At 40.0% G+C, this 22,294-nt stretch carries 19 protein-coding genes; 8 read left to right on the top strand and 11 right to left on the bottom strand.

Annotated elements, in window-relative coordinates; genetic code table 11:
- Nucleotides 1–28: 28 nt before the first annotated feature.
- Both DY200_RS03425 and DY200_RS03420 read left to right on the top strand, forming a co-directional pair.
- Entirely contained in the window at nt 29–1,117 is a 1,089-nt protein-coding gene (locus DY200_RS03425; protein WP_115586932.1) for a lytic murein transglycosylase, read from the top strand.
- A gap of 128 nt (nt 1,118–1,245) precedes the next feature.
- A complete protein-coding gene (locus DY200_RS03420; protein ID WP_005596927.1) occupies nt 1,246–1,431 on the top strand; it encodes a YegP family protein in 186 nt (61 codons plus the stop codon).
- 119 nt (nt 1,432–1,550) lie between these two features.
- Here the strand turns inward: DY200_RS03420 and pta are convergent, their stop codons facing one another.
- On the bottom strand, nt 1,551–3,689 hold the full coding sequence (gene pta / locus DY200_RS03415; protein ID WP_115586931.1) for a phosphate acetyltransferase: 2,139 nt from the start codon (nt 3,687–3,689) through the stop codon (nt 1,551–1,553).
- 55 nt (nt 3,690–3,744) lie between these two features.
- Nucleotides 3,745–4,953: an acetate kinase gene (locus tag DY200_RS03410; RefSeq protein ID WP_115586930.1), complete on the bottom strand. Its 1,209-nt coding sequence runs from the start codon at nt 4,951–4,953 to the stop codon at nt 3,745–3,747.
- Between the two features lie 296 nt (nt 4,954–5,249).
- Between DY200_RS03410 and cpdB the strand changes: the two genes are divergently transcribed.
- Nucleotides 5,250–7,223, top strand: a complete 1,974-nt coding sequence (gene cpdB / locus DY200_RS03405; RefSeq protein WP_115586929.1) for a 2',3'-cyclic-nucleotide 2'-phosphodiesterase — start codon at nt 5,250–5,252, stop codon at nt 7,221–7,223.
- 69 nt (nt 7,224–7,292) lie between these two features.
- Here the strand turns inward: cpdB and DY200_RS03400 are convergent, their stop codons facing one another.
- The gene (locus DY200_RS03400; RefSeq protein ID WP_115586928.1) at nt 7,293–8,771 is read right to left on the bottom strand and encodes a nicotinate phosphoribosyltransferase; all 1,479 of its coding nucleotides are present in this window, start codon (nt 8,769–8,771) and stop codon (nt 7,293–7,295) included.
- A 316-nt stretch (nt 8,772–9,087) separates the two neighbouring features.
- Entirely contained in the window at nt 9,088–10,164 is a 1,077-nt protein-coding gene (locus DY200_RS03395) for a porin (RefSeq protein WP_012262896.1), read from the bottom strand.
- 469 nt (nt 10,165–10,633) lie between these two features.
- On the opposite strand from DY200_RS03395, the gene priC reads away from it, so the two are divergent.
- Nucleotides 10,634–11,146, top strand: a complete 513-nt coding sequence (gene priC / locus DY200_RS03390; RefSeq protein ID WP_115586927.1) for a primosomal replication protein PriC — start codon at nt 10,634–10,636, stop codon at nt 11,144–11,146.
- 31 nt (nt 11,147–11,177) lie between these two features.
- On the opposite strand, the gene galU is transcribed toward priC, so the two are convergent.
- From galU to DY200_RS03365, 5 genes are all read right to left on the bottom strand, one after another.
- Nucleotides 11,178–12,065, bottom strand: a complete 888-nt coding sequence (gene galU / locus DY200_RS03385; RefSeq protein WP_005600805.1) for a UTP--glucose-1-phosphate uridylyltransferase GalU — start codon at nt 12,063–12,065, stop codon at nt 11,178–11,180.
- Between the two features lie 112 nt (nt 12,066–12,177).
- Nucleotides 12,178–13,536 carry a phosphohexomutase domain-containing protein gene (locus DY200_RS03380; protein WP_005600807.1) on the bottom strand — a complete coding sequence of 453 codons (1,359 nt, stop codon included), beginning with the start codon at nt 13,534–13,536 and terminating at the stop codon, nt 12,178–12,180.
- 34 nt (nt 13,537–13,570) lie between these two features.
- A complete protein-coding gene (gene csrA / locus DY200_RS03375) occupies nt 13,571–13,765 on the bottom strand; it encodes a carbon storage regulator CsrA (RefSeq protein WP_005596946.1) in 195 nt (64 codons plus the stop codon).
- Nucleotides 13,766–13,843: 78 nt separating this feature from the next.
- On the bottom strand, nt 13,844–16,468 hold the full coding sequence (gene alaS, locus DY200_RS03370; RefSeq protein WP_115586926.1) for an alanine--tRNA ligase: 2,625 nt from the start codon (nt 16,466–16,468) through the stop codon (nt 13,844–13,846).
- Nucleotides 16,469–16,693: 225 nt separating this feature from the next.
- Nucleotides 16,694–17,119 carry a universal stress protein gene (locus tag DY200_RS03365; protein ID WP_115586925.1) on the bottom strand — a complete coding sequence of 142 codons (426 nt, stop codon included), beginning with the start codon at nt 17,117–17,119 and terminating at the stop codon, nt 16,694–16,696.
- Between the two features lie 263 nt (nt 17,120–17,382).
- Here DY200_RS03365 and DY200_RS03360 point away from each other — a divergent pair, with 263 nt between their 5' ends.
- Entirely contained in the window at nt 17,383–18,150 is a 768-nt protein-coding gene (locus DY200_RS03360) for an FNR family transcription factor (protein ID WP_115586924.1), read from the top strand.
- A 99-nt stretch (nt 18,151–18,249) separates the two neighbouring features.
- Here the strand turns inward: DY200_RS03360 and DY200_RS03355 are convergent, their stop codons facing one another.
- Both DY200_RS03355 and sspA read right to left on the bottom strand, forming a co-directional pair.
- Nucleotides 18,250–18,666, bottom strand: a complete 417-nt coding sequence (locus DY200_RS03355) for a ClpXP protease specificity-enhancing factor (protein WP_115586923.1) — start codon at nt 18,664–18,666, stop codon at nt 18,250–18,252.
- The gene (gene sspA, locus DY200_RS03350) at nt 18,666–19,310 is read right to left on the bottom strand and encodes a stringent starvation protein SspA (protein WP_005619778.1); all 645 of its coding nucleotides are present in this window, start codon (nt 19,308–19,310) and stop codon (nt 18,666–18,668) included. The genes DY200_RS03355 and sspA overlap by 1 nt, the downstream gene beginning before the upstream one ends.
- Nucleotides 19,311–19,528: 218 nt before the next feature.
- Between sspA and purE the strand changes: the two genes are divergently transcribed.
- The 3 genes from purE (at nt 19,529) to purK (ending at nt 22,200) form a co-directional block, all read left to right on the top strand.
- Nucleotides 19,529–20,023, top strand: a complete 495-nt coding sequence (gene purE / locus DY200_RS03345) for a 5-(carboxyamino)imidazole ribonucleotide mutase (protein ID WP_005600812.1) — start codon at nt 19,529–19,531, stop codon at nt 20,021–20,023.
- Between the two features lie 13 nt (nt 20,024–20,036).
- Nucleotides 20,037–21,002 carry an asparaginase gene (locus DY200_RS03340; RefSeq protein WP_115586922.1) on the top strand — a complete coding sequence of 322 codons (966 nt, stop codon included), beginning with the start codon at nt 20,037–20,039 and terminating at the stop codon, nt 21,000–21,002.
- A 109-nt stretch (nt 21,003–21,111) separates the two neighbouring features.
- Nucleotides 21,112–22,200, top strand: coding sequence for a 5-(carboxyamino)imidazole ribonucleotide synthase (purK, locus tag DY200_RS03335; RefSeq protein WP_115586921.1), 1,089 nt, complete (start codon nt 21,112–21,114; stop codon nt 22,198–22,200).
- Nucleotides 22,201–22,294: the final 94 nt, after the last annotated feature.

Genomic DNA, 22,294 nt, shown 5'->3' with positions numbered 1-22,294 from the left:
TTAAAGATCGCTTTACTATATAAATGCTATGAAATTACGATTTTTAACGATTCCGGTAATGTTTAGCTTATTCCTTGCCGGATGTTCAAATAAAAATAGTACGTATCCGGAGCTTCCGATGGACGCTCAATACACTAAAGCGCGTACGCTCAATAATTTTAATGATTACGTACATTTTCTTAAGCAAAAGGCTGCCGGTGCCGGTGTGTCGGATAACGTATTAAATACCCAAAAATTTATTCGATATAACGCCAGATCCATTCAGTTGGATCAAGCTCAGGCGGCTCGTAAGCGTGATCCGAATACGCCTTCGCCACCGCCGAATCCGAACGGTGTCACTAACTATTTAAGTAAGGTGCTCACTCAAAATAAAGTGAATTTGGCCGCTGAATATTGGTATGAATTTAATACGCAATTAACTCATGCCAGTAACAAATATAATGTTCAGAAAGAATATATTTTAGCGTTGTGGGGGATGGAGAGCAGTTTTGGTCGTTACCAAGGCGATTTTGACGTATTGTCCGTGTTAGCCACACTTGCTTTTGACGGACGCCGTGAAAAATTATTTACCCAAGAATTCGTCAATGCGATGAAAATGTTGGATGACGGTACGATCAATCGTTATGAAATGCTAGGTTCTTGGGCGGGGGCAATGGGGCAAACTCAGTTTATGCCGACCGCCTATTTGAATTACGCGACGGACGGCAACGGTGACGGCAAAAAAGATATTTGGAATACGGAAGCCGATGCGTTTGCCTCTATCGCTTCTTATCTTTCAACCGTAGGTTGGGATGATGAAGTGCCTTGGGGCGTAGAGGTAAAACTTGCCAGCCCGATTGATCTGTCTTTCTCCGGTATTGAAGCAAACAAAGCTAAAACCCTCGGAGAATGGCAGTCTTGGGGTGTTTATCTGGCGTATCCGACCGCTCGAGAAACGGCAAAATTAAGTGCGTTAAACGGTAATAAATTATGGTTGGTTCGGCCGGATAAAGAAGCCGGACGAGCTTTCCTCGTATCAAATAATTTCCGTACCTTAATGGACTGGAACAAATCGAATAATTTCGGCATCAGTATCGGTAAGTTTGCGGATCGCATTTTAGAAAGCGTGGGGCGGTAATCGTTCTACAAGATTAAAAGATACGTAAATAAGCGGTAATTTTTACCGAATAAATTGCAATTTATACCAGAATAGGTAAGCTATTCATACCAAACATAAGTTTGGGATTTTCAGATAAGGAAAATGGTATGTATTTTGAAATTTATAAAGATGCAAAAGGCGAATTTCGCTGGCGTTTAAAATCCGGCAACCATCAAACAATCGCAACCGGTGGTGAAGGATATGCGACAAAACAAAACTGCCAAAAAGGCATTGAAGCGGTAAAAAAAGTTACTGTTGAAACTGAAGTTAAAGATTTAACAAAAGAAGCATAATGAGAAAAGTCCTGTGATATCGCAGGGCTTTTTTTTGGGGCAAAAAGATTGAGAAATATCACCGCTTATTAGCATAAAAAATGCCCTCATTTGAGGGCATTTCGCTATTTGTAAGATAATTAACCTTGTGTCGCTTGGATTGCGGTTAATGCAATCGTATAAACGATATCATCAACTAACGCACCGCGAGAGAGGTCATTCACCGGTTTACGCATACCTTGAAGCATTGGGCCGATAGACACTAAATCCGCAGAACGTTGTACCGCTTTATAGGTCGTATTACCGGTATTTAAGTCAGGGAATACGAATACTGTCGCTTTACCCGCTACCGGAGAGTTCGGTGCTTTAGAGCGTGCAACATCTTCCATTACCGCCGCATCATATTGTAACGGACCGTCAATGATTAAATCAGGGCGTTTTTCTTGTGCGATACGAGTCGCTTCTTTCACTTTCTCAACATCCGCACCGGAACCTGAAGTACCGGTTGAGTAAGAAATCATTGCCACACGCGGGTCGATACCGAACGCTTTCGCCGATTCCGCAGATTGAATTGCAATTTCAGCTAATTGTTCTGCCGTCGGATCCGGGTTCACCGCACAGTCACCGTACACAAGCACTTGATCCGGTAATAGCATAAAGAAGATTGAAGAAACAATCGAGCTACCCGGTGCGGTTTTGATGATTTGCATCGGCGGACGAATCGTATTTGCCGTAGTATGTACCGCACCCGATACTAAACCGTCCACTTCGCCGGCTTCTAGCATCATTGTACCGAGTACTACCGTATCCGTTAATTGCTCACGTGCAACCACTTCCGTCATACCTTTATTTTTACGTAACTCGACTAAACGAGCCACATAGTTTTCACGTACTTCTTCAGGATTGATAATCGTAATACCTTTACCTAATACCACACCTTGAGATTCCGCTACACGTCGAACGTCCGTCGGATTTGCTAAAAGCACACATTCCGCGATACCGCGTTCGGCACATAACGCCGCCGCTTTAACGGTACGAGGTTCGTCGCCTTCCGGTAATACGATACGTTTTTTCGCTTGACGTGCATATTCGGTTAATTGATAACGGAATGCTGCCGGCGATAAACGACGAGCGCGTGTTGCCGCTTTAGAAATTTCATCAATGAAACCGTGGTTAAATTGGCTTGCAACATATTCTTTAATCGATGAAATACGTTCTTTATCATCAGCAGGCACTTCTAAGCTGAAACTTTGTAAGCTAAGTGCAGTTTGCCATGTATTACCTTCTACACGGAACACCGGAACGCCGGATTCAAATGCTTGTTGGCAAAGTTTTGCAATCGGTGTTTCGATTTTATAGCCGCCGGTTAATAAGATTGCGCCGATTTCCACACCGTTCATTACCGCTAAAGACGCTGCAACCAATACTTCCGGACGGTCTGCAGAGGTCACTAATAAGCTGCCCGCTTTAAAATGATCAACCATATGCGGAAGACTACGCGCACAGAATGTTACGCCACGGATACGACGAGTTTGTAATTCACCTTCATTGATAATAGCCGCACGTAAGTGTTTCGCTAAGTCGATAGCACGTGTTGCAATTAAATCGGATTTCCACTCAACACAAGCGAGTAATTTAATCGGACTTTTTGCAAATAACGCTTCCACTTCCGCAATATTTTGTGTGCTGTGTTGGAACGAATCGAAAATTTCGGTTAAGTCCGGACGAGTACGACCCGACTCATCAACCGGTGCGTTAAATTTATTGATAATTACGCCTAATAAGTTAGGGTTATGACGACCGCCGAACTCTGAAGCGGCCGCTTCTACACGCTCTTTTAATTGGGTCGGTTTATCCGAACCCGGTGCGGCAACTAAGATAATTTCCGCATCTAATGCTTGAGCAATATCATAGTTTACGCTGTTAGCGTATGAATTTTTACGAGTAGGGATTAAACCTTCAACAACAACGATTTCATTGTTTTTGCTGAGTTGTTGATGACGTTCAACCACTTTTTCTAATAAAACGTCCGATTGGTTTTGACCGATTAACGCTTCCGCCTCGCTCAACATAAACGGCTCGCCGACTTCTGTCGTTTGCGCCGAACGAATAATCGAAGTAGAGCGGTCTAACGTATCTTCGCCGCTGATAGGTTGCGCGATTGGTTTTAAAAAGCCGACTTTAGAACCTTTTTGTTCCAAAGCATGTACTAAACCGAGACTAACGCTCGTTAAGCCGACACCGGTTGTTGTTGGGATTAAGATAATAGTTCTGGACATATTTAAATTCCGTTTGTGTGAAATAGTAAAAGGGCAGAATATCTGCCCTTGGGAATTATAATGCTAATTTAGCCGTATCTTGTGCAATCACTAATTCTTCGTTAGTCGGAATTACGACTGCTTTGAATGTTGAGTCGTCCGCAGTGATAACGCCGGATTTACCGAAGCGCGCCGCTAAGTTACGTTCAACGTCTAATTTAACGCCGAATAATTTTAAGTGATTTAACGCTAATTCACGTACGTGACCCGAGTTCTCACCGATACCGCCGGTAAATGCGATAGCGTCTAAGTGGTCATCACCTAAGATCGCCATATATGCACCGATGTATTTTGCTAAACGGTAGCTATATACGTCTAATGCACGTTTTGCTTCAGGTTTTGACGCATCCTCGTAGTTATCTTCCGCATAACGACAGTCACTGGTTACTTCAGTTAAACCTAAAAGACCCGATTTTTTCACTAACGTATCTTCGATTTGCTCCATTGACATACCTAAGTTTTTGTATAGGTAGAAAACGATTGCAGGGTCGATATCGCCCGAACGAGTCCCCATCACTAAACCTTCTAACGGTGTTAAACCCATTGACGTATCGATACATTTACCGTTACGTACCACAGATACGGAACCGCCGTTACCTAAGTGACAGATAATCGCATTGGTTTGATCTACCGGTTTGCCCGCTAATTCGGCAACTTGTGAGGTGATGAATAAATGGCTGGTACCGTGAGCGCCGTAACGACGGATACCGTGTTCTTTATAGAGTTTGTACGGAAGTGCGTATAAAAATGCTTCTTCCGGCATAGTTTGGTGGAAAGCCGTATCGAATACCGCAACGTTTTTCTCTTTTAACTCAGGGAAAATACGGAATGCTTCTTTGATACCGATTAAATGCGCCGGATTGTGAAGCGGTGCGAATTGAATTGCGTGTTCGATGCCTTTAACTACATCATCATTGATTACTACGGATGAAGTGAATTGCTCACCACCGTGAACGATACGGTGACCGATAGCACCGATACTGGATTTTAATTCTTCTGATAATAATTCATTTGCAATGAAAGTTAATGCTTCGCTATGCGCTGCACCTGCACCTAAATCTGCATTGCCTTTTTCGCCGTTTAATTTCCATTTAATACGAGCATCTTCTAAGTTAAATGCTTCTGCTAGACCGGATAATTTCTCGTCACCCGTTTTAGGATCTAACACCGCAAATTTTAAAGAAGAACTACCGCAGTTAAGGATAAGGATTAAGTTTTTAGACATGTCAAACACCTTTATTTCTTTGTTTATGAAAGGATTGATAACTTGTGTGACGCAAATATGCGTACGTCTTTATAAGCATACACGTTTCATGCGCTAAAATAAATTCCTATTCAAAAAATATCCTTAAAAATTGCTCAAAATTTAAGAATTATTCTCATTTTTAGCTTAATTTGTGCAGATTACCGTCCGTTAATTTGGCGAATATCATCAAACCTATAAAAAGCACTAGAGTACAAGCGATTATTTTTCTACAATAATTTGCAATATCCAATATATTGATAACGTAGGAGAATACAATGTTAAACAGACGACGTTTTATACAATTAGGTGCAAGTACCATGCTCATACTCGGAACGAATAAATTCGCTTTCGCAAAAGCCGGCAATCAAGCGGATTTGCGTATTATCGCTACCACCGATATTCACGGCTTTTTAACGGATTTCGATTACTACAAAGACGCACCGACAGAGAAATTCGGTTTTACCCGTACGGCAAGTTTAATTGAACAGGCGAGAAAAGAAGTTAAAAATAGCGTGTTAGTTGATAACGGCGACTTAATTCAAGGTAATCCGATTGCCGATTATCAAGCTGCCGTAGGTGCTAAACAAGGAAAAGCCGATCCGGCAATCGCTGCTTTAAATGCAATGAAATACGAAGTGGGAACACTAGGAAATCATGAGTTTAACTATGGTTTGGATTATTTAACCGGCGCAATGAAGCAAGCGAATCATCCTATTATCAATGCGAATATCGTTAAACCGGGAACGGACGAGCCTTTCTTCCAACCTTATTTTATTCAAGAAAAGGCCATTATTGATACGCACGGTCAAAAACAAACGATTAAAATCGGCTATATCGGCTTTGTACCGCCGCAAGTGATGGTTTGGGATAAAGCAAACCTTGAAGGTAAAGTGGAAGCTCGCGATATTGTAAAAACCGCAGAAAAATACGTGCCTATCGTGAAAGAGAAGGGGGCTGACGTCATTATCGCCTTAGCACACACTGGGCCGTCCGATAAACCTTATAAAGAAGGTGCGGAAAATTCGGCATTCTATTTAGCCGATGTAAAAGGCATCGATGCGGTTATTTTCGGTCATTCGCATCGTCTATTCCCAAATAAAGAATTTGAAAAATCGCCGAATGCCGATATTGTCAAAGGTACGATGAAAGGCGTTCCGGAAAGCATGGCAGGTTATTGGGGCAATAATATCAGTGTAGTTGATTTGAGTTTAGCCGAACAAAACGGCAAATGGGCGGTAGTTGATGGTAAAGCGGCGCTTCGCCCGATTTATAATGCCGAAGCGAAAAAAGCAACCGTAGATAACCATCCGGAAATTGCGGCATTACTTAAAGAAACCCATGAAGCAACACGTAAATTCGTATCGCAACCGATTGGTAAAGCGACCGATAATATGTACAGCTATTTAGCTTTAGTGCAAGACGACCCGACAATTCAAATTGTAAATCAAGCGCAAAAAGCCTATGTTGAAAACGTTGTTAAAGGTTTACCGGAACTTGCCGGTTTACCGGTATTAAGTGCCTGCGCACCGTTTAAAGCGGGCGTGCGTAAAAATGATCCAAGCGGTTTTACCGAAGTGGACAAAGGTCAATTAACCTTCCGTAATGCGGCGGATTTATACCTATATCCAAATACGCTTGTGGTAGTGAAAGTCACCGGAGCAGAGTTGAAAGAATGGTTGGAATGTAGCGCAGGTATGTTTAAACAAATCGACCCGACCAGTACACAACCGCAAAGTCTATTAGATTGGCAAGGTTTTCGTACTTATAACTTTGATGTGATCGATGGAGTAGAGTACCAATTTGATATTACGCAACCGGCTCGTTACGATGGCGAATGTAAATTAATTAATGAAAACTCGCACCGTGTGGTGAATTTAACCTTTAATGGAAAACCGGTTGATCCGAAACAGGAATTTTTAATCGCCACCAATAACTATCGTGCATACGGAGCAAAATTCCCGGGTACCGGCGATAAGCATATAGTGTTTGCCGCTCCGGATGAAAATCGCCAAGTGCTTTCAAATTATATTTCGGCAGAAAGTAAAGCAAAAGGTCATGTAGTACCGACTGCCGATAAAAACTGGCGTATCGCACCGATTAATGCCAAAACGAAATTAGATATTCGTTTTGAAACTTCCCCGACTGAAAAAGCGGCGGCATTTATTAAAGAAAAAGCGCAATATCCGATGACATTAGTCGGTACGGACGAAATCGGCTTTGCGGTATATCAAGTTGATTTAACGAAATAATTTGCGTTATTTTAATCATTACGGAATACTCGGAAGTTTTATCTAGACCCATCCGAGTATTCCTTGGTGTTATATTTGCATATTAATAGTCGCTCTAATTTGATCGAAACTAATACGTTTCATTAATTTGCCATTCTCAAAAACCAGCTCGAGTAAATCATCAGAAAAATCATCTTGTGAAGTTAATCCGTCAATATAATGTTCGGATGAAAGAACTTTTACCCGACCTTTTTGCGATTTCTTCAACCCGTCATCCGTTTTCGGATTTTTAAAAATCGCTTTTTCAACTCCATTAATCGTAATCGAGGTTGCTTTTACGGCAAAACCGAGCGTATCTCGCGTATTGCGTTGGTAAGTCTGCGCACCCACACCGAATACGATATTACTGGATGCGAATCCTTTTCGTTCGAGTCCTTCTAAAATAGACAGCATTTTATCGTAAGTCACGCCATCGCCATAAATTGCACCGATATGCGGATCTAACACTTTATAGCCTTTAGCATTCACTGTCCCACTAAATATATCCCATAAACATTCAATAAGCCCCTTGCGTTCATGCTCATCACAAGCGGTCGGATTTCCGCAAATAATTGCAAAAAAATCACCGCTATCCGGACGTATAACCACTCGAGCATACATAGGGCGAGCCATGATTTCATCTTTCAGTAATGGCAAATTCACGCTGATGTTATGCCAAAAATCGGTCGTATCCGAAACAATCGAGAGCATATTATCCGGAAATTGTTTCATTAAATAACGAAAGGTCAGTAATTCATCTACACCGTGCGCACTCATCACCGAATGTTCTGAGGCAGGAATAGACGTACCAATCAAATGTTGTGAACCGTAGTAACTATTTATAAATGAAATCGCCGGAATCGTATCCGTGCCTAAAAAACAAGTTAAATGACCCGCACCGGACATTTCTGCCGATTCTAAAGAACTCATTCCTCGCATTGAAAAGTCATGAGATTGGAATAGAATATGATCATAATTATCACAAGTCTTTTCTGCAAATCGAATGAGAGCAGAGCGATAAGCAAATGCAATTGAGGCGGACGTAATCGGTTGCCATAAACAAACATTGATCAGGGTTTCCAAATAATTTGTGAGCCAAAAGAAATCCGGATGGGTATTTTCAATAGTCATCATCGGTACTTTAACCGCAACCGCTTGTCCTTCCGGAATAGCTTTGATACGAATAGGTAAATAGCCTAATTGATGTAATTGAGCAATGTGTTCGCCTTTATCGACCATTTGTAGCGTTTGTGCAATAAATTGCGAATATTCTGATACAACGTCGGATTGCGAACGGTTAAAAAAATTATCATTAAAATAATGGATTAAATATTTGATAATAAATGCTTGAAATCCAAAGGAAATTACACGAGTCAGATAAGGTGCTTGTTGATTGCTGCGAGGCGTAAAAGTGCTATAAATAATTTGAGTATTTTCAGGATACATCATACGATGTGACGTTTTATAAAAGTCGCATAATAAGGACGGAATGGCACTAGCACGAAAAGTTTTGTTTAGTGAGTTATACATAATACCTACCTTTATCTTTTTAAAGCCGTGATAAAGTTTATCATATATAACAAAACTAAGATAAGTATTTATTTTATATTTATAGATAAATCTATTAAATAGATAATTATTTGTAATATATACAACTCATATTATGAATTCATAAAACTTCGCATAAGATAGATTATGTTAAATATAAATTTAATTATACAATTCAATCAAATGTACGTGTTCCTATACCACTATATTTATAATTTAGAACTTTAAGAAAACAAAAACCCCAATAGTTTTACTACTGGGGTTTTTTAAAGCTTATTTAGTTAAGCATTTGGTAAATTTACCAGAATACGCGCATACCTACACCGATAGCTTTGTCAATTTCTTTACCAGTGTATTTATAACCATTACCTGCAATATAATCTTTTGACTGAACGTATTTACCTTCAACAAATGCTACAACTTGTTTATGTAATTGATAATCTACGCCTAATAAGAAACCGTGTTTTTTCGCTTTTGCTGCATCTTTTTCATCTACTGTTGTTTCTGCACGTTCATATAGGTAGTTACCATAGATACGTGAAGCAGGGATAACTTGGTATTGGAAGCCTGGAGCTACAAAGAATGCTTTAGTACGCGCTGCACCATTTTTCTCATATTTATAACCGAAATCGGAAACTAATTTAAAGTCACCAATAGCATAACCTAATGCTAATTCATAACCATCTTGGTAATGTTTGTGGTTTGTACCTGTTGCATAGTTAGAACGACCGATACCACCTTCAACATTAAATGTGTTACCACCTAATTGCGTTTCATATACCGCACCTAAACCATATGCATTTTTGAGTTCATTTACTAAAACTTCACCTCTCGCATTACGTTTTTCAGCGAAATTATAGTTTGCACCAATTTGTAAACCTTCAATACCTTTATAGTCATAACGGATCACTTGGTTACCTGAAGTTGCGATATATGATGGTACGATACCGTATTCGTAATCATCTGTTTGACCGTAATCATCAGCAATTGTTAATTGACGACCAAATGTTACTTCACCATACTGTTTGCTACCTAAACCAACATATGCACGTTTAGCGTATAAATCACCAAATTGGTCATCTGAATTGTTTTTATCAAAACGAATTTCTAAACGACCTAATGCATAGAAATCATTACCTAAGTCATGATTTACACGTACACCAAAACGTGAGCCAGCATTACGTAATTGTGAATGCGCATTTTTATTTTTTACTGTTTTACCGTTTGCATATTTAGTTTTTGAACTTGCTTGTTCAAGCACTAAACGTAAAGAACCATCAACCTGTACTTTAGTACCTTCTGCGTCATACACTGTTACAGCTGAAGCTGATGCTGCGAATGCCGTTACTGCTAATGCAACTAGAGTTTTTTTCATAATGTTCACCTTAATTTTTAATTTTAAGTTTATTTAAAATTACTCTCGATAAGGTGTAAGAGTAATTTTCCAAAACTGACATTTACTTATGAAAGTTTAAGTAAATGCTGATTGCGAGTGAATAATGGCAAAATCATTTATCTATGTCAATAGGTAAACTCTCTCTTTGAAATAAACCAAAAACAATAATAAAAACAAATGGTTACATTGTTTTTTGATTTAAAAAAACAATAAACGTTTAAAAAATGGTTATATACTCCATTTTTAGGTAATTCGTAACATATTGAATTATAATGACTTTATCTTAAATTCTTGATATTTATTAACTTTTTCCCATAAAGCATTTTTTTGTGACTGAAATCACATTTCCGGAAAAAAGTAAATTTTTAGTTGTTTTTTTAAACATAAATAACGCATTACAATTGTTCCGAACCATTCTATAATATAGAAAAACACAATGTAATTAACTATGTTTTCAGACTTCCCTCAAGTTATTCAACAAAAATTAACGGTATTTTCTCCTTTTTTAGAGCAAGAAGTGATCGTGAAAGGAAATCTCTTTTCGCAAAATCAGAAAAAAGTGAGTGATTTTATACAAGAGATAATACACACGGCACAGTTGCTTTCTCAACAAACAACGGAAGATTACGCCGATTTCTATGCCACCAAACTTCTTCGCCAGTTTGATGCGTTAAACCATGCCGTTTTTATGCTTGAAAAAGCGGATTTATCTGCTAGAGAAGTATTTACTACGTCTTTTTCATTCCCAAAAAACATTCACGCCCTCCCCCCTGCCCGTCGATTAGATGAATATCGTAAAGCGTTAAGAGCATTGAATGAGAAAATCAGTTGGTTATTGGAAAAAAGCTATACTGCAGCCGAAAAAAACACTTGGCAATTGCAAATTGAAGAAACCGAATATCGTAAGATGAAATGCCAAAAGGCTATTGAAGAGTTGGAAGAAAAACTATCTAAAATATAAGGACGCTAATTGCGTCCTTAGTTATTCTTGGTTATAACGTTTTAGCTAATTTTTTAATAAATTCTTTAAAGTCATTGCCGAACTTATCATGACGTAAACTATATTCGGTAAATGCCTGCATATAACCTAATTTATCGCCGCAGTCGAAAGTACGACCTGTCATATGAAATGCTTCTACCGTTTCTTGCTCAATTAACATATCAATAGCATCGGTTAATTGGATCTCATCGCCTACACCAACCGGTGTTTTCTCTAATAAATCCCAAATGCCGGCAGAGAATACGTAACGACCGACAACCGCTAAATTAGAAGGTGCTTCTTCTACACTCGGTTTTTCAACCATCTTCACGATTTTTGCAGTTTCGCCGGCAGGAATTTCCACGCCTGCACAATCCGCTACGCCATAGCTACTTACATCTTCTCTCGGTACCGGTGCAACCATAATTTGGCTATGTTGTGTTTCGTTGAAACGTTTGATCATCGCCGCAAGGTTTTCCGTTTTTTGATTCGCAGTAAAATCGGCTAAAATTACATCCGGTAATACGACTGCAAAAGGTTCGTTACCGACTACCGCTCTACCGCATAATACCGCATGACCTAAACCTTTAGCTTGACCTTGACGTACATGCATTAATGTAACGTCTTTTGGCACAATTGAGCGCACTTCTTCTAATAATTGGCGTTTAACGCGTTTTTCCAACATAGTTTCAAGTTCAAAAGACGTATCAAAATGGTTTTCGATAGCATTTTTTGAAGAATGAGTCACTAATACGATCTCTTTAATACCAGCCGCTACACATTCGTTCACGATATATTGAATAAGCGGTTTATCCGCAATCGTCAGCATTTCTTTTGGAATTGCCTTGGTTGCAGGAAGCATTCGCGTCCCTAAACCCGCTACCGGAATAATTACTTTCATTACATAATCCTTATAAGGTGCATAGCACCGTTTAAATCAAATACGATATCGTATCTCATAATAAAGACCGCTCGTATAAGCAAGCGGTCTAATTTCATCTAAATTTTACTCGTTACTGACGAAGTAATGCAAGGATTTCATCAGTTTTCTCTTGCATTAATACTTTATCGCCGCGAGTTTCTAAATTTAAACGTACAACAGGTTCGGTATTTGAACTGCGTAAGTTGAAACGCCAGTTTTCAAATTCAACGCTGATACCGTCTAAAGTTTCGACTTTTCCGTCTTTATACGCTTCTTTAACACGTTCAATAGCCGCTTTAGCATCGGTTAATTTACTGTTAATTTCACCCGGTGACGGGAATTTATCCAAACGAGCACCGACTAATTCGCTTAACGGTTTACCTGTCGTACATAATAGTTCTAACGTTAATAACCATGGAATCATACCGCTATCACAGTAGAAGAAATCACGGAAATAATGGTGAGCAGACATTTCACCACCATAAATCGCATCTACTGCGCGCATTTTCTCTTTAATAAACGAGTGACCCGATTTTGACATCACCGCTTCGCCACCCGCTTCCGATACTAATTCTTCCGTATTCCAAATTAAACGCGGATCATAAATAATCTTAGCACCTTTATTTTTCGCTAAGAATGCTTGAGATAATAAGCCTACTACATAGTAACCTTCGATAAACCCGCCTTTTTCATCAAAGAAGAAGCAACGGTCGAAATCGCCGTCGAATGCAATCCCCGCATCCGCATGATTCGCTAATACGGCTTTAATTGAATCCTCACGGTTTTCATGCAGAATCGGGTTAGGAATACCGTTAGGGAAATTGCCGTCCGGATTATTATGTACTTTAACAAATTCTACCGGCACGTTACGCGCTTTAAATTGTGCTTCAATCGCATCAATGATATGACCTGCCGCACCATTACCCGAGTTAATTACTAGTTTTTTCGGGGTAAGTTTATCTAAGTCAATATAAGAGAGTAAGTGTTCTACATATTCGCCCTGAACGCTTTTTTGCGTGTAAGTCCCTCTTTGCGTAACCGGTGGAAAATTATTCTCTTCGGCTAGGCGTTGGATATCGGCTAAGCCCGTATCGGCACTAATCGGACGAGAACCTTCTCTGACTAATTTCATCCCGTTATAATCCATCGGGTTATGGCTTGCCGTTACTTGAATACCGCCGTCGGTTTTAAGGAACGATGTGGCGAAATAAACTTCTTCCGTACCGGTAAGGCCTAAATCAATGACGTTCACTCCCGAATCTAACAAGCCGTTAGTCACCGCACTTTTTAATTCGTTACTTGTTAAACGAACATCCCCACCGACAACAATACTTTTCGGTTTGAGGTATTGCCCAAAAGCACGCCCGATACGGTATGCAATATCCGTATTCAATTCTGTGCCTAATTGACCGCGAATGTCATAGGCTTTAAAACAAGTGAGTTTACTCATAGATTCGTCCTTACTCTGTTAGTGATAAAAATATTTACTGTTGCGTGTCACTAGCGACATCATCCGCTAATGCTTTGATTCTTTGATAAATTTCTTCTCGATGAACAGAAACTTCTTTCGGCGCATTTACACCTAATTTAACTTGATTGCCTCGAACGCTGAGAACGGTAATCTCAACATTATCTCCTATTAGTAAACTTTCCCCAATTTTACGAGTGAGTATAAGCATGTAGCCTCCCGAGTCAAAAGCTCTAAAAATTTAGAACTTACGGCAAGATCAATCCGTAGATCTTGCCTAATAATTTAATTAAAGTTTTGCCTGAATCCATTCTTCCGCAAATTTGAGTGCGTCATCTAAGTTTTGAGGTTCAGAACCGCCTGCCATTGCCATATCCGCTCGACCGCCGCCTTTACCACCGACTTGTTGCGCCATAGCGCCGACTAATTCACCCGCATTCACTTTACTTGATAAATCTTTCGTTACACCGACAATTAAATTAACTTTATCGTCCGCTACCGTACCGAACACGACAATGGCGCTTTCAAGTTGATTTTTTAAATCATCAACCATAGTACGTAACGATTTAACTTCTACATTTTCAAGTTTTTGCACTACAACATTAACACCGTTAATCTTGTTAGCTTGTTTCACTAATTCCGAACCCGCCTGTGCGGCAAGTTTATCTTTAAGCTGCTGCAGTTCTTTTTCCGTGCGTTTTGCCTTATCTTGCAATTGTTGAATTTTTTCAACTAATGAATTACTGTCCGCTTTTAAGAATTCCGCACTTTGTTGCAATACTTTTTGCTGATTGTGTAACCATTCGATTGCCGTTTCCGCAGTTACCGCTTCAACACGACGGATTCCTGCGGCAACCGCACCTTCGGATACCAGTTTAAATAAGCCGATATCGCCGGTTCTTTGTACATGAGTACCACCGCAAAGCTCAATAGAAAATTCCGTCATACCGACAACGCGAACAACATCACCGTATTTTTCGCCGAATAATGCCATTGCACCTTTTTTCTTCGCCGATTCAATATCCATGGTTTCAATCGTTACCTGAATATTTTCACGAATTTTACGGTTTACAATACGTTCGATTTCTTCTAGTTGAGATTTACTAATTGCTTCCGGCTGTGAGAAGTCAAAACGCAAAATATTCTCGGAAACCAACGAACCTTTTTGCGCTACATGATCACCTAATACTTCTCTTAATGCGGAATGTAATAAGTGAGTTGCGCTGTGGTTTGCCGTAATAGCTACACGACGACTACGCTCAACACTTGCAGTAACTTTATCACCGATTGATAAACTACCCGATGTTAATTGACCGATATGTCCGAATACTTGACCGTATTTTTGCGTATCATTTACTGCAAAATTGCAAATTTCCGTTGAAATTAGACCGCTGTCCCCTACTTGTCCGCCCATTTCGGCATAAAATGGCGTTTGGTCTAGGATAATCACCGCTGACTCGCCGGATTGAATCGTATCAACCGCTTTACCGTTACTAAATAAACCGACGATAGTCGCTTGAGCTTCTAGATTATCATAGCCGATAAAATCGGTTTGACCTTCCACTTTAATCACATTGTTGTAGTCGGCACCGAAATTGCTACTTGCTTTCGCACGCTCGCGTTGAGCGGTCATTTCCGCTTCAAAACCTGCTTCATCAATGGTGATCTCACGTTCACGGCATACGTCGGCAGTTAAATCTAACGGGAAGCCGTAAGTATCGTAAAGTTTAAATGCCACTTCGCCCGAAAGCGTATTGTTTTCAACTTTTGTTAGCGCATCTTCTAATAATGCCAAACCACGCTCAAGCGTGCGCGCAAATTGTTCTTCTTCCGCTTTTAATGTTTTTTGAATATGCGCTTGTTTTTGCGTTAAAACTTCGCCGGCATGACCCATTACGGTTGCAAGTGTCGGTACTAATTTATAGAAGAACGCTTCTTTTGCACCTAAAAGGTTACCGTGACGAACCGCACGACGGATAATACGACGTAACACATAGCCACGACCTTCATTTGACGGAACTACGCCATCCGCAATTAAATACGAACACGCACGGATATGGTCCGCCACTACACGTAACGATTTATTATCTAAATCGCTTACATTCAATAAACCGGCAACTTCCTTGATGAGCGTTTGGAAAATATCCGTTTCATAGTTTGAGTTCACGTGTTGCATTACAGCGGTCATACGCTCTAAACCCATCCCCGTATCTACGGACGGTTTCGGTAATTTTTCCATGGTACCGTCTGCCAGACGGTTAAATTGCATAAATACGATATTCCATACTTCGATATAACGATCGCCGTCTTCTTCCGGACTACCCGGTAAACCTCCCCAGAAAGTTTCGCCGTGATCATAGAAGATTTCGGTACAAGGACCGCACGGACCGGTGTCACCCATTGCCCAGAAGTTATCCGAAGCATACGGCGCACCTTTGTTATCACCGATACGAATAATATGATCGGTCGGAACACCTATGATTTTATTCCAAATGTCATAAGCTTCATCGTCCGTCTCATAAACGGTTACATATAATTTTTCTTTCGGCAGACCAAGCCATTGCGGAGAAGTTAAATATTCCCAACCGAATTGAATCGCATCATGTTTGAAGTAATCACCGAAACTGAAATTACCCATCATTTCAAAAAATGTATGGTGGCGCGCGGTATAGCCTACGTTTTCTAAATCATTATGTTTACCGCCGGCACGCACGCAACGTTGTGCGGTGGTCGCACGAGTATAAGGACGTTTTTCTAAGCCGAGAAAAACATCTTTAAATTGATTCATCCCGGCATTAGTGAATAATAAGGTAGGGTCATTTTCAGGTACCAATGAGCTACTCGGTACAACGGTATGTCCTTTACTGTGGAAGAAATCCAAGAAAGATTGTCTGATTTCTGAAGTTGTTTTCATTTAATAACACTCTAAATAATGTATAAGTAAATAACTAGTGATAAATGTCTTTATTCTACACGTTTTTCATTCCTTTGATAATTGACTACGGCTTTTTTAATGAAAAACTTCTTATATTTACTATAATTTATTAAAAAACAACCGCTTGAAAAGCTAAAGAACTTTTAAGCGGTTGAGTTTAACGTTATTTATCTGCTTTTATGTAAATTGTTGTCGGCATTACAATTATTCATCAGCTAACGGTACAACTAACATATCAACAGTGACATTATTCATTACTTGGCGAGTAGATGACATAAACTTACTCCAAAAATCTTGATGATGCCCTGTAATCAATAAATCAATTTTGTGTTTTTCAACCGCATCTTCCAATACTTGACTGAAATCGCCCGTGCCGTTAAGACGTTCCGAAACCGGATAATTCACTTTAGCCGATAATTCGTCTAACGCTTTAGTGGTTTCTTCCAGTACGCTATCTTGTACCGAAGACATATTAATATCAATTAATCCCGTATAAAGATCGGAGAAATTAACGTCCACATGAATCAAAGAAAGTTTTGCGCCGCATTTTTCCGCTAAATCCGCGCCTTTACGAAGTAAAACAAGACTTTCTTCAGAGAGATCAACCGCAACTAAAATATGTTTATACATAAATAGACTCCTTCTTGTATGCCTAATCATTTTTTGTTTAAAGATACTAGCATATTCTTTTTAGAGAAAACTTGAGCTAGATCTCATTTTTGAAAAAACATTTCAATGTCTGAAATATTTTTTAATTCGGAGCATATAAGCATAAGATTGAAAATAACTTTTTAAGGTTAAATAAACCGATTACCGACTTTATTATCCTAATAAATAATGTTAAAATTTGCTTGAAATCAAACTTTTACCTATTTTAAAAGACGGTAGCCCTTATGAAAATTGTACCTGACGCTAAACATACAGGCCGAACGGCTTGCACTATACATTGCCAGAATTGCAGTATTAGCCAACTTTGCTTACCTTTTACGTTGAGCGAACACGAATTAACTCAGCTTGACAATATTATCGAACGCAAAAAACCGGTTCAAAAATCTCAAATCATTTTCCAATCCGGCGATGATCTTCGTTCTATCTATGCGATTCGTTCAGGTACAATTAAAAGTTATACGATTAGCGAAAGCGGCGAAGAACAAATTACGGCGTTCCATTTACCCGGTGATCTGGTCGGATTTGATGCGATTATGAATATGAAACATGTCGGTTTCGCACAAGCGCTCGAAACGTCGATGATTTGTGAGATTCCATTTGATATTTTAGACGATCTCGCCGGCAAGATGCCTAAAATCCGTCATCAAATTATGCGTTTGATGAGTAATGAAATTAAAAGTGATCAAGAAATGATTTTATTACTTTCAAAAATGAGTGCGGAAGAAAAGTTAGCGGCGTTTTTACATAATTTATCTCAACGTTATGCGGCACGCGGTTTTTCCGCTCGTGAATTCCGTCTGACTATGACTCGCGGCGATATCGGCAACTATCTCGGTTTAACCATTGAAACTATCAGTCGTTTATTAGGACGTTTCCAGAAAAGCGGTATGATTACGGTACAAGGTAAATATATTACCATCAATCGTATGGACGAACTGACCGATATGGCGGGTGTAACACGTTCACAAATTCCGGTAATACAAACGGCGTAAGCCTTATAAAAACAAAAAATACCACTATTTTCTAATAGTGGTATTTTTTTGTTCGGAACATATTTGCAAATAACTTAAGAAATTTAACCGCTTATTTATCTATTTGACTAATTTCAAATGTGTCGGTTTTTTCTTAGCTTTAGGCTTACTTTCTTCTCTGTCGGCTTGCTGATTAACCCTTTCGCTATATGCTTGTTCACTATAATAAGCCTCGTCTTGGAACATAATTCCGTCGCCGGTTTCTTGCGCATAAATGGCTTCCATTGCACCAAAAGGAATATAAATATCACGCAACATCCCTTGGAAACGAGCATTAAAGCTGATTGACTCGTCATTAATCACATATTGTCCGATGGAACGCGGTGCGATATTCAAAATAATTTTGCCGTCCCGAACAAATTCGACCGGCACATCTACATCCGGATATTCCGCATTTACTAATAAATAAGGCGTATTATCGTTATCTAAAATCCAGTTGTAGTACGCGTGGTAAAGATAAGGGCGCAAAGGTTTCATTAGTCTTTATCATCCATTAAGTGTTTCGGAGCCGCACCGCCGATAGACTGAACGAAGCTCTCACGTTGGAATACGCGAGTCATATAGGTTTTAATTGCCTTACTGCCCGCACCGCTAAATTCAATTCCTGAACTGTGCATTTTCCATAATAACGGCGCAACGTAACAATCGACCAAACTGAATTCTTCGCTCATAAAATACGGTGTTGCGGCAAAGACAGGACCTAATGCCAACATTTCGTCACGAAGTTCCATCAACGCTTTTTTCGCTTCTTTAGATTCAGGATCTTTGTTTGCAATATCAATTAATGAGTACCAATCTTGTTCGATACGGTGCATAGTTAAACGACATTTACCGCGTAATACGGGATATACCGGCATCAACGGCGGATGAGGAAAACGCTCGTCTAGGTATTCCATAATGATACGTGAATTAAATAATACTAAATCGCGATCAACTAATGTCGGCACATTGCCGTATGGGTTTACTTCCACCAAATCTTCAGAAATCGTATCAGGACTAATATTTTCAATTTCATAAGGAACGCCCTTCTCTGCCAATACGATACGTACTTGATGGCTGTAAATATCGTTTTTATCTGAAAAAAGGGTCATTACTGAACGTTTATTCGCACTACTCGTCATATATCTTCTGTCTCCGATTCTGCTTGCAAACACATAAATTTTAAAAATGGTCGTATATCGTAACACATTTAGCAACTGGGTTGATAGTTTTAAATTGTGCTTTGTCGATAATTCTTTACATTATTTGGTCTGATTCGTCCGTATAAATTCACAAGCAAACGTTTGCCTATTATGTTATACTGAAAAAGTTTTCCCCTCTTGTTTCAAAAGGAATCAATATGTCTGAAAAACCTGAAATTGCAATTGTTATGGGTTCAAAAAGCGACTGGGCGACCATGTCGGAAGCAACACAAATCTTAGATCAGTTTAATCTTGCTTATCACGTTGAAGTGGTTTCGGCACACCGTACGCCGGACAAACTTTTCTCATTTGCAGAAAGTGCGGAACAAAACGGTTATAAAGTGATTATCGCAGGGGCAGGCGGTGCGGCGCATTTACCGGGTATGATTGCGGCAAAAACCATCGTTCCTGTATTAGGCGTTCCGGTAAAAAGTTCGATGTTAAGCGGTGTAGATAGCTTATACTCTATCGTTCAAATGCCTAAGGGTATTCCGGTCGGTACGCTTGCGATTGGCCCTGCGGGTGCGGCGAATGCCGGTTTACTCGCTGCTCAAATTTTAGCGGCGTTTAACCCTGAGTTAGCTCAAAAGTTACACGCATTCCGCAATGAACAAACGCAATCGGTATTAGATAATCCGGATCCACGCAATTAACTTATATTAATTCATGACAAAGAAACTTTTAATCCTACATACGGGCGGTACGATTTCGATGAGTGAAGGCGAAGACGGTAAAGTTTCGCCTTCCGAAAAAAATCCGCTGCTTGCCGCATTAGAACGTTTAAATCACCCGGCTCAACTCAGCCAAGAATCTGTGCTTAATGTGCCTTCGCCGCATATCACGTTACAGCATTGGTCATTATTAAAAACACGTATTGAAAAAGCGGTAAATGAAGAACAGTATGACGGTATCGTGATTACCCACGGTACGGATACGTTAGAAGAAACCGCTTATTTCCTTGACTTAGCGCTGAATGTAAATGTACCGGTTGCAATTACCGGCGCAATGCGTTCAAGTAACGAATTGGGTTCGGACGGTTTAATTAACTTACAAAGTGCGATTTTGGTTGCACTTTGTCCGGAAAGTCGAAATAAAGGCGTATTAGTGGTGATGAACGATGAAATTCATAACGCTAAATTTGTGACTAAAACGCATACGACCAACGTAGCGACATTCCAAACGCCAACCTTCGGACCTTGCGGCTTAATTGCGAAAAACCGCGTACTGTATTTCCAACAATTAACCGAATACGAACGCTTCCCGATACAAACCGTTACCCGTACTAACGTACAGCTGGTTAAAGCCTATGCCGGTATGGACAGTTTCTTATTGGAACAATTAGCTCATCACGGCTGTAACGGCGTGGTAATTGAAGCATTAGGTGCAGGTAATTTACCACCGAGTTGTTTAGCCGGTTTAGATGCGCTATTACGTGCCGATATTCCTGTTGTATTAGTTTCTCGTGCGTTTAACGGCGTTACTCAGGATGTGTACGACTATTTAGGCGGTGGTAAGCAGCTTAAACAACAAAATGTGATTTTTACCACCGGTTTAAGCGGTCAGAAAGCACGTATCAAATTGTTAGTCTTGCTAAATCAAAACTTGAGTAAACCGCTCGCCGAATATTTTTAATCTCTGATAAACACAGAAAGTTTGGGGTTTCCGAGCCGTACAAGCGGTCAAATTTACCCCAAAAATTGCAAATCGAGCCTCAAACTTTCCGCAAACGGAATCATAAAAAATGCAAAAAAGTGCCATTTATCCCCCAATTTATGTGCTTGGTAACGGTCAGCTCGGCAGAATGTTACGCTATGCCGGCGCACCGCTTGATATTGAAGTAAAACCGCTTGCTTTTGATGCGCCGGTTTTTGAGCTTGAGCCAAACAGTATCATTACCGCAGAAATCGAACGTTGGGCAGAAACGCCGCTCACACAATTACTCGGCAATCATAAAAACTTTGTCAATTTAAACGTATTCGGCACAACGGCGGATCGTTTTACTCAAAAATCCTTATTAGACAAGCTCCAACTTTCCACTTCGCCATGGCAATTATTGGAATCCGCCGAACAGTGGCAAAGCGTATTCAGCAATGTCGGTGAAAAAGTGGTGGTAAAACGCCGTACCGGCGGCTATGACGGCAGAGGTCAATGGATTGTGACGCAAGACAGCATTGACCAAATCACACCGGATCTGTTCGGTGAAGTGATTGCGGAAAAATTTATTCCGTTTGACGGCGAAATTTCAATTGTCGGCGCTCGTTTCCGTGACGGCTCTACCCGTTTCTATCCTATTAGTCATAACTTGCAGCAAAACGGTATCTTACGTTACTCCGTTTGTGATGTGAATTTACCGAATCAGCAAACTTACCAGACCCAAGCTGAACAAATGCTCAGCACGATTATGCAAGATTTAGAATATGTCGGCGTAATGGCAATGGAATGTTTTGTGGTAGGCGATAAATTATTAATTAATGAACTCGCCCCGCGCGTACATAACAGCGGACACTGGACCCAATTAGGATGTTCAATCAGCCAGTTTGAATTGCATTTACGTGCATTACTCGACTTGCCGACACCGCAACTTAAACAAATTGCACCGAGCGTAATGGTCAATCTGATTGGTATCGAACACAATAATGCGTGGCTAGAAGTACCGTTCTCACAACTACATTGGTATGGCAAAGAGGTTCGTGCCGGACGTAAAGTCGGACATATCAATTTATGTCATCCGGAACAAGCTCAGTTGATCCAATTACTCGAACAACTTCGTCCGCATTTAACCAATGATTTCCATTCAGGGTTAGATTGGGCGATTAATAAACTCAAATAAGTACAAGCGGTCTATTTTCTTGTGAAATTTGCAAAAAATTTTCAAAAATAGACCGCTTCTCTATTGCTAAAATAGCTAATGGGTTGTATAAATA

It is taken from the genome of Actinobacillus lignieresii (assembly GCF_900444945.1).
In the GTDB taxonomy this organism is placed as follows: Bacteria; Pseudomonadota; Gammaproteobacteria; order Enterobacterales; family Pasteurellaceae; genus Actinobacillus; species Actinobacillus lignieresii.
Note: the sequence above shows the minus strand (reverse complement) of the source record. Positions and strands in the feature narration are given on the sequence as shown.

What these genes read in the sequence shown, in the direction of transcription:
- DY200_RS03425 (WP_115586932.1), top strand. Translation starts at nt 29, where the DNA reads ATGAAATTACGATTTTTAACGATTCCGGTAATGTTTAGCTTATTCCTT.
- DY200_RS03420 (WP_005596927.1), top strand. Translation starts at nt 1,246, where the DNA reads ATGTATTTTGAAATTTATAAAGATGCAAAAGGCGAATTTCGCTGGCGT.
- pta (WP_115586931.1), bottom strand. Translation starts at nt 3,689, where the DNA reads ATGTCCAGAACTATTATCTTAATCCCAACAACAACCGGTGTCGGCTTA.
- DY200_RS03410 (WP_115586930.1), bottom strand. Translation starts at nt 4,953, where the DNA reads ATGTCTAAAAACTTAATCCTTATCCTTAACTGCGGTAGTTCTTCTTTA.
- cpdB (WP_115586929.1), top strand. Translation starts at nt 5,250, where the DNA reads ATGTTAAACAGACGACGTTTTATACAATTAGGTGCAAGTACCATGCTC.
- DY200_RS03400 (WP_115586928.1), bottom strand. Translation starts at nt 8,771, where the DNA reads ATGTATAACTCACTAAACAAAACTTTTCGTGCTAGTGCCATTCCGTCC.
- DY200_RS03395 (WP_012262896.1), bottom strand. Translation starts at nt 10,164, where the DNA reads ATGAAAAAAACTCTAGTTGCATTAGCAGTAACGGCATTCGCAGCATCA.
- priC (WP_115586927.1), top strand. Translation starts at nt 10,634, where the DNA reads ATGTTTTCAGACTTCCCTCAAGTTATTCAACAAAAATTAACGGTATTT.
- galU (WP_005600805.1), bottom strand. Translation starts at nt 12,065, where the DNA reads ATGAAAGTAATTATTCCGGTAGCGGGTTTAGGGACGCGAATGCTTCCT.
- DY200_RS03380 (WP_005600807.1), bottom strand. Translation starts at nt 13,536, where the DNA reads ATGAGTAAACTCACTTGTTTTAAAGCCTATGACATTCGCGGTCAATTA.
- csrA (WP_005596946.1), bottom strand. Translation starts at nt 13,765, where the DNA reads ATGCTTATACTCACTCGTAAAATTGGGGAAAGTTTACTAATAGGAGAT.
- alaS (WP_115586926.1), bottom strand. Translation starts at nt 16,468, where the DNA reads ATGAAAACAACTTCAGAAATCAGACAATCTTTCTTGGATTTCTTCCAC.
- DY200_RS03365 (WP_115586925.1), bottom strand. Translation starts at nt 17,119, where the DNA reads ATGTATAAACATATTTTAGTTGCGGTTGATCTCTCTGAAGAAAGTCTT.
- DY200_RS03360 (WP_115586924.1), top strand. Translation starts at nt 17,383, where the DNA reads ATGAAAATTGTACCTGACGCTAAACATACAGGCCGAACGGCTTGCACT.
- DY200_RS03355 (WP_115586923.1), bottom strand. Translation starts at nt 18,666, where the DNA reads ATGAAACCTTTGCGCCCTTATCTTTACCACGCGTACTACAACTGGATT.
- sspA (WP_005619778.1), bottom strand. Translation starts at nt 19,310, where the DNA reads ATGACGAGTAGTGCGAATAAACGTTCAGTAATGACCCTTTTTTCAGAT.
- purE (WP_005600812.1), top strand. Translation starts at nt 19,529, where the DNA reads ATGTCTGAAAAACCTGAAATTGCAATTGTTATGGGTTCAAAAAGCGAC.
- DY200_RS03340 (WP_115586922.1), top strand. Translation starts at nt 20,037, where the DNA reads ATGACAAAGAAACTTTTAATCCTACATACGGGCGGTACGATTTCGATG.
- purK (WP_115586921.1), top strand. Translation starts at nt 21,112, where the DNA reads ATGCAAAAAAGTGCCATTTATCCCCCAATTTATGTGCTTGGTAACGGT.